General features: G+C 49.4%; 7 protein-coding genes and 8 tRNA genes. 13 read left to right on the top strand and 2 right to left on the bottom strand.

Features of this window, described 5'->3' with window-relative positions; translation table 11 throughout:
* Window positions 1-21: 21 nt before the first annotated feature.
* From C8N47_RS03520 to C8N47_RS03475, 10 genes are all read left to right on the top strand, one after another.
* A tRNA-Tyr gene (locus C8N47_RS03520) sits at window positions 22-107 on the top strand.
* Between the two features lie 78 nt (window positions 108-185).
* Window positions 186-258, top strand: a tRNA-Gly gene (locus C8N47_RS03515).
* 110 nt (window positions 259-368) lie between these two features.
* Window positions 369-442: transfer RNA gene (locus C8N47_RS03510), tRNA-Thr, on the top strand.
* Window positions 443-596: 154 nt separating this feature from the next.
* Window positions 597-682: transfer RNA gene (locus C8N47_RS03505), tRNA-Tyr, on the top strand.
* A gap of 78 nt (window positions 683-760) precedes the next feature.
* Window positions 761-833 (top strand) — tRNA-Gly (locus C8N47_RS03500).
* A gap of 107 nt (window positions 834-940) precedes the next feature.
* Window positions 941-1,014: transfer RNA gene (locus C8N47_RS03495), tRNA-Thr, on the top strand.
* Between the two features lie 154 nt (window positions 1,015-1,168).
* A tRNA-Tyr gene (locus C8N47_RS03490) sits at window positions 1,169-1,254 on the top strand.
* A gap of 78 nt (window positions 1,255-1,332) precedes the next feature.
* Window positions 1,333-1,405, top strand: a tRNA-Gly gene (locus C8N47_RS03485).
* A 342-nt stretch (window positions 1,406-1,747) separates the two neighbouring features.
* A complete protein-coding gene (trxA, locus tag C8N47_RS03480) occupies window positions 1,748-2,065 on the top strand; it encodes a thioredoxin (protein ID WP_107821144.1) in 318 nt (105 codons plus the stop codon).
* A 58-nt stretch (window positions 2,066-2,123) separates the two neighbouring features.
* Complete coding sequence (locus C8N47_RS03475; protein ID WP_107821143.1) at window positions 2,124-3,227, top strand: sensor histidine kinase; 1,104 nt, start codon at window positions 2,124-2,126, stop codon at window positions 3,225-3,227.
* A 2-nt stretch (window positions 3,228-3,229) separates the two neighbouring features.
* On the opposite strand, the gene C8N47_RS03470 is transcribed toward C8N47_RS03475, so the two are convergent.
* Complete coding sequence (locus C8N47_RS03470) at window positions 3,230-8,092, bottom strand: hypothetical protein (protein WP_146161419.1); 4,863 nt, start codon at window positions 8,090-8,092, stop codon at window positions 3,230-3,232.
* A 267-nt stretch (window positions 8,093-8,359) separates the two neighbouring features.
* Between C8N47_RS03470 and nhaC the strand changes: the two genes are divergently transcribed.
* The 3 genes from nhaC (at window position 8,360) to C8N47_RS03455 (ending at window position 11,838) form a co-directional block, all read left to right on the top strand.
* Entirely contained in the window at window positions 8,360-9,811 is a 1,452-nt protein-coding gene (nhaC, locus tag C8N47_RS03465; protein WP_107821141.1) for a Na+/H+ antiporter NhaC, read from the top strand.
* A gap of 102 nt (window positions 9,812-9,913) precedes the next feature.
* The gene (locus C8N47_RS03460) at window positions 9,914-11,179 is read left to right on the top strand and encodes a DUF819 family protein (RefSeq protein WP_107821140.1); all 1,266 of its coding nucleotides are present in this window, start codon (window positions 9,914-9,916) and stop codon (window positions 11,177-11,179) included.
* Window positions 11,180-11,556: 377 nt separating this feature from the next.
* A complete protein-coding gene (locus tag C8N47_RS03455; RefSeq protein WP_107821139.1) occupies window positions 11,557-11,838 on the top strand; it encodes a hypothetical protein in 282 nt (93 codons plus the stop codon).
* Window positions 11,839-11,892: 54 nt separating this feature from the next.
* Here C8N47_RS03455 and omp85 read toward each other — a convergent pair whose 3' ends face one another.
* Window positions 11,893-13,218 (bottom strand): Omp85 family outer membrane protein, encoded by a 1,326-nt coding sequence (gene omp85 / locus C8N47_RS03450; RefSeq protein WP_107821138.1) that lies wholly within the window; start codon window positions 13,216-13,218, stop codon window positions 11,893-11,895.
* Window position 13,219: the final 1 nt, after the last annotated feature.

Here is a 13,219-nt window from a genome sequence, read left to right as displayed (position 1 = left end):
TAATCTTCTGACATTCTATTTGGGGAGATACCAAAGTGGCCAACTGGGGCGGACTGTAACTCCGCTGACTTTCGTCTTCGTAGGTTCGAATCCTGCTCTCCCCACCACTGTTGAAATTCCAAATCTCACGGCTCAAATTCCAAATTTGGCTTTTGAATCTTGTTCTCTGGATTTTTAACTGATTAGCGGGAGTAGCTCAGCTGATAGAGCATTAGCCTTCCAAGCTAAGGGTCGCGGGTTTGATCCCCGTCTCCCGCTCAATAAAGGGGTTGTCATTTTTTTTGACAGCCCCTTATTTATGGAGGGCCATTCGTTCTTGAAGAACAGCAAGTATTGCTGTGTTTACGTTGGGCGGCCTGTTTCGCGATGCCGAATTAGCTCAGTTGGCCAGAGCACGTGATTTGTAATCTCGGGGTCCACAGTTCGAATCTGTGATTCGGCTCAAAAATGAAAGTTGAAATATTTGAAGGGTAAAGAAATTAAATGTTTACCCGGACGGTTTCAACCAAAGTTCTGAGAAATATTGAAGAATAAAGAAGCGGAGTTTTTGAAGATATTTTGATCGTCTAAAATTCTACTCTTCTGACATTCTATTTGGGGAGATACCAAAGTGGCCAACTGGGGCGGACTGTAACTCCGCTGACTTTCGTCTTCGTAGGTTCGAATCCTGCTCTCCCCACCACTGTTGAAATTCCAAATCTCAAGGCTCAAATTCCAAATCTGGCTTTTGAACTTTGTTTCCCGGATTTTTGACTGATTAGCGGGAGTAGCTCAGCTGATAGAGCATTAGCCTTCCAAGCTAAGGGTCGCGGGTTTGATCCCCGTCTCCCGCTCACTAAAAGAGCGATCTATTTTTGATGTTCCTTCATTTACCGGGGGGCTTCGTTCTAAAGAAACTGCAAGAACAGCGGTGCTTAATTTAAGCAATCGATTTGGTAAAGCCGGATTAGCTCAGTTGGCCAGAGCACGTGATTTGTAATCTCGGGGTCCACAGTTCGAATCTGTGATCCGGCTCAAAAAAGAAGGTTGGAATATTGAAAGGGTAGACAATTTGAATGTTTATCCGGAAGGTGTCCGACGAAGTTCATAAAAAATAGTGAAGAATAACGAAGCCGGGTTTTGAAGATCTCCTGATCTTCTGAAATTCTGCTCTTCTGACATTCTATTTGGGGAGATACCAAAGTGGCCAACTGGGGCGGACTGTAACTCCGCTGACTTTCGTCTTCGTAGGTTCGAATCCTGCTCTCCCCACCATTGTTGAAATTCCAACTTTCAAGGCTGAAATTCCAAATCTGGTTTCCGGACTTTGTTCTTTGGATTTTCGACTGATTAGCGGGAGTAGCTCAGCTGATAGAGCATTAGCCTTCCAAGCTAAGGGTCGCGGGTTTGATCCCCGTCTCCCGCTCAATAAAGAGGTCGCCAATTGGTGGCCTTTTTTCGTATAAAATAATCAGCAATTATGCCATCCCAAGTGCTTTTGTTCGCAGCTCAGGCTTCTGTTAAACTCGTTACTGCAGTATGGCCATTCCGAAAAATGTCCCGACGCTTTGGGGCTGTAGTTTCACCTGTTTTCTTGTTGTCGTTCATTTCTTCATTTGATTTAATCGATCGGATATCGGGATTATTGATTAAATAGGATAGAACTATCTTTTAATCGCAATGTTTTTCCTTTATGTGTCGAGCTTTCTTCGAGCCAGGCAGCACGCCGGTGCGGGACTAAACACGCCTTGAAAAACAAAAATGGAGAATGAGAGCAACAAACCGTTTTAAAAATATCATTAAATCAGAGAAACCCGTTGTGGTTGATTTTTATGCCGATTGGTGTCAACCCTGCAAAGAAATACAGCCCGTATTAAGCGAGCTGAAAAGTAATTTCAAACAGCGTATTCGGGTTTTAAAGGTTAATGTCGATTATAACCCGAATATTGCCAACCTGTATCGGGTTAAATCGATCCCGACGGTGATGGTTTTCAAGTCAGGCGACCTGCAGTGGAGCAAGGAGGGCCTGGTTTTACTTCCCGAGTTGAGCGGTGTGCTCAGCCAGTATTTAGTTGATGAAGTCTGAATATTCACTTTTCTTTTTATCTTGCAGCTGCTTGAATTGAACTAAGCTTTTGTGTGGAATGGAAAAACGTGCGAATCCTTTAGGCGATAAGCTGCCTGAAGACAGTCTTCTGTTTGTTAAAGAGCTCTTGTCGGCAACTTCATCTATCGTCTGTATTTTAAATCAAAACAATGAGCTGGTCTTGGCCAACTCGAGCTTGATGGAACGCTTTGGCATTGAGCTCGATCAGGATCTTGCAAGCCTGCGTTTCGGCGAGGTTGCCGGATGTGTAAATGTTACGGTTCATAACAACACCTGCGGAGGTGGCGAGCGTTGCCAGTACTGCGGGGCTAATTATGCCTTTCAGGATTTTTGGAAAAGCAGCAAAACCGTGATTAACGAATGTCGGCTGGTGCGAAACAATAACGGGCTGACCGAACAGTTGGATCTGGAGATTACCGCCAGCCCCTTCAATTGCGGGGAACCTTTCATGCTGGTTTCGCTGGTGGATGTCACGGACAAAAAACGGCGCGAAATTCTGGAGCGGATCTTTTTTCACGATATCATTAATATTGCCGGCAGTCTTAAAGGGGTTTTTGATTTGATAAGCTTAAACCCGCAGGAGGTTGATCCGGAGATGCTGAGCATTGGTTCTTCTTTGGGAACACAGATTCTGGAAGAAATTAAAGCACAACAGCAGTTGATTAAAGCGGAAAAGGGAGAGCTCAATTTACAGATTGAACCGATTGCCATGGGCGATTTTCTGGAGGAGCTCAAACACAAAGTTCAATTTAGCGATGCCGCCTTTGACCGGACGATTGAGGTGCAGGATTTGTCCGGAAATCAGCAGTTCTCAACCGACAGAACCTTGCTGACCCGGGTTGTGTTCAACATGGTAAAAAATGCGCTGGAGGCCGTTAACCGGGGCGAGCATGTGAAAATAACAGCTCGAAAGGCCGGCGAGCTTATTCGCATTGACGTGCACAACGACAGCTACATTCATCCCGACGTGCAGGCCCAGTTGTTCCAACGATCTTTTTCAACCAAGGGAGCCAATCGGGGCTTGGGCACTTACAGCATGAAAATGCTGGGCGAGCGTTATTTAAAAGGACAGGTTGATTTTGAAACATCCAGCGAAAACGGAACGACATTCTATATTCAAATTCCGCCTTCGCTGGTTTAATTCTATTCCGTTTCCGAAACGATCTCTTTGATGCGTTCCAACTGATTTTTCGGATATTGTTCGCCCGGACGTAAATTTACAGCCTGGTTATAGTAAAATCGGGCAACGCTGTAGTTCTTATTTTCAAAGGCTTTGTCGGCTTCGCTGATTGCTTTTTGATATTCGCTTTCGGTCTCGGCAGCCTGAATTTTCTGCATTTCTTCCCGAATCTCCTGGAGCTTAATACCCGGGTAAGGCTCATCTTTCTTCAGGGCCTGTGCTCGTTGGTAGAACGAGCGGGCAATCGCAAAGTCTTTATTCACAAAGGCCTCGTCGGCGGTATTAATCCAATTCAGGTAGTCCTGTTCTTCGCGCTGCGACAGCAGTGAATTGGTTAATTTTCCAATCTCTTTGATCTGATCTTTGGGATATTGTTCCCACGACTTTATTTCCAGCGCTTTGTTGTAATGGAAGCGCGCCAGTGTGTATCCTTTTCGGTTAAATTCCAGGTCGGCTTTGGCAATCGCATCGTTGTAGGCCTTGAGTTGCTCGGCGGTGAGCGACTGATCAATAAGCCGGCTGATCTCGCTCAGCCGCTGCTGCGGATACGGGTTTTGCGGTTGCAGTCCCAAGGCTTTCTGGTAGTAGAAGCGTGCTACCGGATAATCTTGTTTGTCGAAATTCTCGTCCGCAATTTTAATTGCTTCATTATAGGCTTCGTTGGCTTTTTCGGCAGCTCTTGCTTGCTCGGCCAACAGTTCCGCTTCTTTGATCTTCAGATCGATAATTTCAATTTGTTGTTTGGGGTACGATTCATCCGGCTTCAGTGTTAAAGCCTTCTGATAACTGATTTTGGCATCGCTCCAGGCTTCATCGCCGAACAATTGGTCTGCTTCGCGGATCGCCGCCTGATAATCGGCTTCAATTTTCGCCAACCTTGCAATTAAGGCGTTTAGTTCGTCAATTTTGGGTTGAACGAAGGCTGTTTTTTCCGGAAGAATGACAATCGCATCCTGGTAGCTGCTTACGGCATTTTCTAATTCTTGCGCATCGATATAGGCTTCAGCTTCTTTAATTTTTGCATTGAAGGCCATCAGCTTTGCCCCCGCAATGGAATCTTCCCGGGCTTTTTGCCGGCGTTCGGCTTCAGCCTGGGCCAGTTGTTGCAAAAGGCGGTCAATTTCGGCGAGCTGATCTTTCGGATATTGCTCGTTAGGAAGAATAAGAAGGGCTTTGTTGTAGGCTTCGCTTGCCGCTTCATAAGCTTGTTGGGCCATCGCTGTGTCGCCCAGCTTGATGGCCGCCTCATATTGTGCACGAGCGGCTTTTTCGGCAGCCAAACGTTGTGCCTCCGCTTCGGCGGCCAAACGTGCTTCTTCGGCCCGTTGCGCCATGATTTGCCTGATTTCGGCCATGCGCTGGGGGGGCTCGGGCTCGCCGGGTTTCAGCGTGGCGGCCTGTTGGTACAAATTGAGGGCTTCATCCAGTAGGTCCTGGTCAAAGGCTGATTTAGCCGATGCCATGGCGCTGGTGTATTGCGCGTCCAGTTCGGCTTGTCGGGCAAGGTCGGCCAGGATGCGGTCAATTTTTTCGATCTGACTAGCCGGATAAGCCTCATTGGCTTTTAAGGCCAGGGCATCCTGATAAAGCGGTTTGGCGCCGGTATAGTTTTCCACGCTGAAAGCCTGATCAGCAGCGGCGATCTTGGCCGCATAAGCAGCCTCCAGCTTTTGGCGCTCTGCTTCGGCCAGTGCAGCTTCCTGCAGCTTTTGATCAATGATGGCGATCTGGCTGGTTGCGTATTCGTCGTTCGCCTTTATGGACAAGGCATTTTGGTATTCCGGTTTAGCCAAGGCATATTCCGTTTGGTTGAAAAGGCCGTCTGCTGTGGTAATGGCTTTTTGGTAGGCCTGTTCGATGGCGGCGGCCTGTAATCGCTTAATTTCGGACAACTGATTGACCGGGTATTCTTCCTCCGTTTTTAAAAGATGGGCCTCGTTGTAGGCATCGGTAGCCTCGTTATAGTCACGAATTTTGAAGGCCGCATCGCCGCGGGTTATCGCCGCCTGATAGGCGCGGTTGACTTCCGCCAGTACTTCTTGCTGATGTTTCTGTTCCGCCAGTATGACATCAATTTCGGCAATCTTTTCCTTCGGATAGACCTGTTCCGGTTTCAAACGGCTGGCATCCGTGTAACTGTCGCGCGAAGGCAGATAGCTTTCCATGGCAAATAACGAATCGCCTTTGGCGATGTAGGCCCTGTACGAGCGCTCCAGTTGTTCTGCCCGCAGCAGGTCGGCCTGCAGTTGTTTGACTTTTTCAATTTGGTCGGCCGGGTATTTCTCTTGCGGTTTCAGTTTTAATGCCTGTTCGTACTGGTCGATGGCACCGTCGTATTCCCGACTTGCTACCAATTGGTCGCCCTGCTGAATGGCTTGCTGGTAATCGGCGTCCAGTTGCGCCAGGCGGGCCAGCTCGGCATCAATTTTTTGAATTTGCTCTTTTGGATACGCTTCGTCCGGCTTCAGATTTAGCGCTTGCACATAGTTGTTGCGCGCAGGCTCCAGTTGTTGGGCCGAATAGGCTTGATCGGCCATGGCGATCAGGTCGCCATATTGTTTGTCTAAATCTTGTTGCGCCAGAATCCGGTCAATCTCTGCGATTCGGTTTTGTGCCTTTTCGCTGGTTGGCACAAGGGCGAGTGCTTGCTGATAGATCGGTTTGGCGGAAGTGTATTGCTTGCGGTCAAAGGCTGCATCGGCGCGCGTCATCAGTTCTTCAAATTGCGCCTCCAGTGCTAACTGATCGTCAATCTTACGAATTTGCGCTTTGGGGTAGCTTTCGTCCGGCAACAGCTGCAGCGCATTTTGGTACAGGCCTTTTGCCTGGGGCAGCTGTGAGGCGTTAAAAGCCTGGTCGGCCTGGGTAATCAAAGCATCGTATTGACTGCGTGTTTGTTGTTGCGCCAGTCGTTTTTGGCTTTCGGCCAAACGGTTGGTCGCCTCCGGATCGTTGGGTTTAATGCTCAAGGCTCCCTGGTATGCGTTAATGGCCGTGTTGTAATCCGGAAGGTCGAAAGCGGCATTCCCTTGCTGCATAAACGCCAGATATTGTTCTTCGGCAGCAGCCTGATCGGCCAGCTTTTGCAGGGCTGCATCAATCCGGACAATCTGATCCTGCGGGTATTTTTCGGCAGGCTTTAGGCCCAGTGCCTTTTGGTAGTCGCCTTTTGCTGCAATATATTCCCGGGCATTAAAAGCCTCATCGGCCGAAGCGATAGCCGCGGCATACTGCTCGTCCAGCGCTTGGTTGGCCAGGATCTGGTCAATCTCGGCAATTCTTTTTTTCGACAGTTCATGCTCGGCCTGAAGCGATAATACCTGTTGGTATTTCGATTTGGCGTTCACATATTCCTTTTGGTTGAAGCTGGCATTTGCCTCGGCCAGTAGTTGATCGAGCTGTTGGTTCAACTGCATGCGCCGGTCGATCTCAGCAATCCGATCCTTCGGATATTGCTCGGCGGGCTTTAGGTTTGAGGCCTGCTGGTAGCTGCTTCGTGCTGTTGGCAGCAGCTCTTTGCTGTACTGCTCGTCGGCCTGTGTAATCAGCTCCTCGTATTTTGCATTGTTGGCCAAGCGTTGCATGGCGGCCTGGGTAGCCCGGATGCGTTCTTGGGCGGGTTCGTCGCCCGGTTTTAAGCTTAAAGCCTCGTTAAAGGCCGAGAGGGCGTCCGGATAGGCTGCCTTATTAAAGGAAAGATCGCCCCGGCTCATGGCGGCAGCATACTGCTCGTCGATTGCTTTTTGTTCGGCCAGCCGAGCCAGCTCCAGATCGATTTTCTTGATTTGATCGCGGGCGTATTGGGAGTCGCGTGGCCGCATATCCACAGCTTGCTGGTACAATCCTTTGGCCTGAAGATAGACTTGCGTGTTAAAGGCCTGGTCGGCGCGGGCAATAAGCTCGTCGTATTGCATATTCCGAAGCTTGTCGGCCAGTAATTTGCGTGATTCTTCAATCCGGCTGGTGGCATATTTATCCTTGGCTTTATACTCCAGTGCTTTTTGATACGAGGCAATGGCCTCGTTGTATTGGGTGCCCTCGAACTGTTGGTCGCCGGCACGGATTGCTGCCAGGTAGTTTTGTTCGGTTTCTTCGGCCATTTGCAGGGCGGCCAGCAGATCCTGAATCTCAGCAATCCGATCCTTGGGATAGGCACGGTCGCTAAAAATCATCAGGGCATCGCGAAATCGGCCAATGGCTCCTTCATATTGTTTTTTGTGATACAGGGCATCGGCTTCAGCAATGGCTTTGTCGTATTGCCGCTCAAGGGCCGCCATTTCCTGTTCGCTGGCACGGCCAATGCTGCGGCGCTCGCTGGCCAGAGCATCGCGCTCGGCCTCGGCAGCCTGAATTTGTTCGCGCAGCATGGCATCGGAGAGGTAAATCTCCGCATCAAAATTGTCGATTTGTGAATTGTAGAAGACCCGAGCTACCGGTTTCACGGTAAACGAGCGGTCGATGGCGTCGGTTTCTTCAAAAAAGTTCAGCTCGAAAGGGTAGGGCGGAAATTTATTATTACGCTGTAAAACCTCCGTGGGAACGTAAGTTGAAATGATGATGATCTTCTGAAAAAATCCTTCCCGTTTAAAGACCAGCCGATACTCGTGGTTGTATTCAAATTCGTATTGGAAACGACCACCGCGGGGCGGGTTGGTTTGTTCCACTTGATGTTCGTCTTTGAAGAGCGTTATGGTTGCTCCTTCAATTTTACCGTCATCGGACGTTACCCGGCCTTCGACCATAAATTTGACTTCGTCCTGCTGGGCAAAAAGCAGGAAAACCACAACAATGGTCAGGATGGCTAAAAAGACTTTTTTCAGGGACATATCAGGTTTTGTTTGCGAAATATCAGTACTGCGCATCAAGCAATGGTGCTCCATACACAAGTATAATAACTCATAAAGCATAGATATTATTTTTTCAGCCCAAAAACAAGTTTTTATTTTTCTGCTTTTTCGCAACTCGCTAATTATTGCGTTCTTTGCTGTTTCTGTAGGTGAAGTGGTAATCGTGAGGTGTTTGTTTGGGAATTGCATGCGTTCCTCCTTGCTGCTGTATGCAGAAGTATTGAATGACCATCTTTTTTTTATTGCATGAAACGAGAACCCTTATTTCTGGAGGCCCTGTTGCCCATCCTGCTGTTGATTGTTTTACTGACCTTAAACGTTATCTTTTTCGATGACACACTGGCCGGCGCCAATCAGGTGGCGCTGTTGCTGGCCGCAACGATTGGCGGTATTATTGTGCGACGTAATGGCCAAAAGTGGGACGACACCATGGACAATGTGGTTAAAACCATTGGATCGGCCATGCCATCGATGTTGATTTTGTTGTTGATTGGTTCGCTGGCCGGCACCTGGATGCTTTCCGGCATTGTGCCTACGCTCATCTATTACGGGCTCGATATTATTAATCCGCAGGTGTTTTTGGTGACAGCCGTGGTGGTTAGTGCCATTGTCTCGGTGGCTACCGGCAGCTCGTGGTCGACCATTGCAACCATTGGTGTGGCGCTGATCGGCATCGGGAAAGCCATTGGCATTAACGAGGCCATTGTGGCGGGAGCAATTATCTCGGGAGCGTATTTTGGCGATAAGATTTCGCCGCTGAGCGATACCACCAATCTGGCGCCTGCCATGGCCGGAACCGACCTGTTTACGCATATCCGCTACATGTTTTATACCACCACGCCGAGTTTTATCCTGACACTGCTGATTTTTTTGATGATTGGCCTGAACTACGATTTTTGTGGTGCAGTGGTGGATGTAGCCAATGTGAAGTCGGCCATTGACGGGGCTTTTAATACCAGTCCGTGGCTGTTTTTGGTGCCTGTGGTGTTGTTTGTGATTATCGTGAAGAAGGTGCCGCCGGTTCCCTCGCTGATGATCGGAACCTTGCTGGGCGCTTTGTTTGCAATCATCTTTCAACCCCACATTATTCAGGAGTTGGCGGGAAATGTTTCCAGTTATGTCGAGGCTTCGTACATCAGCGGGATGCAGGCCATGTTTGGCGATATTGCCATTCAAACGCCCGATGCCGATGTGAATGAACTGCTGCAAACCTCCGGAATGGGGGGAATGCTCGATACAATATGGTTGATTTTGTCGGCCATGGTCTTTGGCGGAATCATGGAGTCGGGGGGCTTGCTGGCTAGTATTACCCGACCGATTATTCGCTGGGCCAACTCCACCGGATCGCTGGTGGCCTCAACAGTGGTCACCTGTATCTTTTTTAACGCGACGGCTTCCGACCAGTATATTTCGATTGTGGTGCCGGGGCGCATGTACCGCAAAACATTTCGCGATAAAGGCTTAAAGCCCGAAGTGCTGAGCCGTACGCTGGAAGATTCGGGGACGATGACCTCGGTGCTGATTCCCTGGAATACTTGCGGGGCAACCCAGTCGCGGGTGTTGGGGGTGGGAACGTTCGACTATCTGCCCTACGCGTTTTTTAACCTGATTAGTCCGCTGATGTCCATCTTGTTTGCCTATCTGAATTTAAAAATCCGCCGCTACAAAGTGGAGGAGGTGCCCGTAGCAGACGAGTAGTGGCGACCCGGGAACAAGCCCCCTTTTTGCATGAAAAATTGAACTATTTTTGGCAAGCTGAATTTTTCGATTTCGGGTATACTGCCCCAAAGGACTGAAGTAATGAGTGTGATACTGCTGTTAATTGTTTTCTATTTGTGTTTTCCGGCGGCCATCGTCTATGCCACGCATCAATCCACGGTGCTGAATAAGATCGGCGCGGTGGTGCTGGCCTATATCGTTGGGGTGGTTGTGGGCAATGTGGGCTTGCTGCCGGCCATGTCGGAGCAGATGCGCAGTTTGCTCGGTGGACAAGCTTTCTTGCCCGATGCGCAAATGACCGAATACCTGCAACAGGGGAGGCTGACAGCTGCCGACTTGGTGCCCAACCAGATTGCACGCTTGCAGGAAATCCTGATGACCATCACCATTCCGCTGGCCATTCCTTTGCTGTTATTTTCGCTCGATGTAAAGCGTTGGCTAAAACTGGCCCGGCGAGCCATGATCTCGATGGTACTGGGCATTGTTTCGCTCACCATCGTGATTGTCATTGGTTTTTTCAGCCTGAAAAACCTGATCCCCGAGGCCTGGAAAATTGCCGGCATGCTCGTGGGCATCTATACCGGTGGAACACCCAACCTGGCGGCCATTGCAACCGCCCTGGAGGTCGATCCGAACATCTTCATCCTGGTGAATACCTACGAAATTGTGGCCGGATTTTTCTTTTTGGTTCTGATCATGACCGTTGCACAATCCTTGCTCAATCGCTTTATGCACCCGTTTCAGTCGGCATTAACCGAAGAACATCTGGAGCCGGTGCAGGCGGCCAACGAGGAGTTCGAGGGCATGTTAACCCGCAGCGGTATCCTCGAAATGGCCAAGTCGTTCGGCTTGTCGCTGCTCATTTTTGCCTTTGCCGGCGGCCTGAGCTTGCTTGTGCCCAAGTCGGCACAAATGGTTACTGTCATCCTGGGCATAACCACCCTGGGCGTTGCCGGTAGTTTGTTGCCCGCCATTAACCGGCTCAAACAATCGTTCTCGCTGGGTATGTACCTGATTCTGATTTTCTCGTTACTCGTCGCCAGCATGGCCGATCTGACGGCCTTGTTCAATATCGACTTCTTCTACTTGTTTCTGTTTGTGGCACTGGGCGTGTTTGGCACCATGCTCATCCATGTATTTTTGTCGTGGCTGTTTAAAATTGACACGGATACCACCATCATTACCATTTCGGCCTTATCGTTTTCGCCTCCTTTTGTGCCGGTTGTTGTATCGGCACTAAAAAACAAAGAGGTGCTGATCTCGGGCCTGGCTGTTGGTACGCTGGGCTACATCTTCGGAACTTATCTGGGGGTAACACTGGCTTATTTCCTGAACGCTTTTATGTAGACCACCGTTGCCATTTAATAATGGCCTCCCGAAAAATTGTTGCCGTTATTAAATAATGAAGGGCTCCCCGGTCGTTGGGGAACGCGTTATTAAATGATGAAGGGCTCCCCAGCCGTTGGCGACGCCGTCATTAAATAATGATAGCTCCACCGGCCGTTGGGGACGCCGTTATTAAATAATGATAGCTCGACCAGTTGTCGGTGAGCGCGTTATTAAATGATGAAGGGCTCACCAGCCGTTGGGGAACGCATTATTAAATGATGGTGTGTCGGATTCGGTGGCGGCGCAATTTTAAGGAGGACCAACAACCCGAAATCGGCAAGCTCCGTAGATAAAAATAGTGTTGTTGATATTCCGAAACTTAAAAGTAGCATGTTATGGCAAAAGTAAAATTAACACCCGAAGAGCTGGAAACGCTGGAGATTATTAAAGAAGAGCAGGAAATGGAGAAACGACAAATCCTGAAAATTCTGGTGGGCGAGAATTATTGTGAGGATGAAAATGTGTTGCGATTTCTGAAGGATAACTGGTACAGCGAGCTCGAGAAATACTACCAGCACAAAGCTGCCGGTAGCATCAACTACCAAAAGAAGTTCGAAAAGCTCATCAACAAAATGGATAAGCTGATTCAGAAACACAAAATTGAAGATGCCTACTAAGCCGGCGTGGGTTTTGTCACAGAATGGCTCGTTCGAATAGGTCGGGAACGGCGCTTAAAACAGGTAATTCAACTTGATATACAGGCCGGCATCGCCATCGCGCTTGTCGGTTGTACGGCCGTAGTCGCACGATACGATGAAGTTCTCGTTCATCCCGGCTTTCAGGCCCAGCCCATAGCTGGTGTGCCAGCTTTCGGCGCCGTAGTCCAGGTAATTTTTGGTGTCGATGGCTGCAAAACTCGGGTAGAAGTTGAGGGCGCGTTTGCCGGTCACCTTGCCGGTATCCACAAAGCCATTCAAGCCCACAAAAAAGTTATTGTTTTTATATTGAAAGTTGTGGATGCGGCTGCGCAGCTCAAAATTCGCGAAAGCTACATCGTCGCCAATCACGCGGTTGCGCAAAATGCCACGCATTGTGCGGGCTCCCCCCAAACCTTCCATGCTGTTTCCTTTAGCCCCGTCAACAACCCGTTTGGTGAGGTAGTAGAACGGAAGATGGCCCGAAAGTGTGGCTTCGTAGCTGAGGCGGTACGCCAAAACCAGGCGGCGGGGAATTAACCGGAAATACTGCCGGTGCGTCAGTCCCATGCGGGTGAAATGGTCTTCCGATCCCAGGATCTTCGGCACATATTCCAGCACCGCTTCCGACCAGATTCCGCTTTCCGGATTAGCGCGGAAGTTGCGGCTGTCGTAAATCAGGCCGCCGCGCAAAGCCGGGATTGTCCCGCCATCGGCTTCCCGGGGGCCGATAAGTCCCCAGTTGCAGTACCGCTGGTACAGCCCTTCAACATCCGGAAGTTTGTCGGCTTCCTTTTCACCTTTATTCAGCTTGTCGATGTTCACCTTGCCCACCGTAAAACGCTGTAGGTTGATGCCGGCTTCCCATTTCCAGTTTGTGCCGGCTAAAGGGCCCTGAAAATCGAGCTTCAAGCGAAACAACTTCCGGTCGTAGTTGTAGAATAGTCGCGTTTTGTAATCCGCCTGATCGTCGTCGGTCCAATCTTCCAGATAAACAGCATCGTAACCGTTAAAACCATAAAAATGATACGCCTGATCGGTCAGATAGCTCAGGTCGGCAATGGTCTGTATGCCCCGCAGCAAGCGATCCGAGTCGTATTGAAACTGGTAAATTGCACTTCCTTTGGTGAAGCGCGAAACTTCGAGATACAACGAATGATCGTACTCCGGATAACGGCTTCCGTCGCCGTATTGGTAAAGGTTGACCAGCCCGCCGTACTGAAATCCCAGGTCCGAGTCGAAGGTGATGGCCGGCAAGGCGCCAAAGTTCCATCCTTGTTTAACGATTGTTGCTTTGTCGGCCTTTTGCGCCATTGCCGTTCCGCTAATGAGCAGAAGAAGGAAGAGCAGCTTTATTTTCATG

It is taken from the genome of Mangrovibacterium marinum, from assembly GCF_003046625.1.
Classification (GTDB): Bacteria; Bacteroidota; Bacteroidia; order Bacteroidales; family Prolixibacteraceae; genus Mangrovibacterium; species Mangrovibacterium marinum.
This window is presented reverse-complemented; position numbering and strand designations above follow the sequence as displayed.

What these genes read in the sequence shown, in the direction of transcription:
- trxA (WP_107821144.1), top strand. Translation starts at nt 1,748, where the DNA reads ATGAGAGCAACAAACCGTTTTAAAAATATCATTAAATCAGAGAAACCC.
- C8N47_RS03475 (WP_107821143.1), top strand. Translation starts at nt 2,124, where the DNA reads ATGGAAAAACGTGCGAATCCTTTAGGCGATAAGCTGCCTGAAGACAGT.
- C8N47_RS03470 (WP_146161419.1), bottom strand. Translation starts at nt 8,092, where the DNA reads ATGTCCCTGAAAAAAGTCTTTTTAGCCATCCTGACCATTGTTGTGGTT.
- nhaC (WP_107821141.1), top strand. Translation starts at nt 8,360, where the DNA reads ATGAAACGAGAACCCTTATTTCTGGAGGCCCTGTTGCCCATCCTGCTG.
- C8N47_RS03460 (WP_107821140.1), top strand. Translation starts at nt 9,914, where the DNA reads ATGAGTGTGATACTGCTGTTAATTGTTTTCTATTTGTGTTTTCCGGCG.
- C8N47_RS03455 (WP_107821139.1), top strand. Translation starts at nt 11,557, where the DNA reads ATGGCAAAAGTAAAATTAACACCCGAAGAGCTGGAAACGCTGGAGATT.
- omp85 (WP_107821138.1), bottom strand. Translation starts at nt 13,218, where the DNA reads ATGAAAATAAAGCTGCTCTTCCTTCTTCTGCTCATTAGCGGAACGGCA.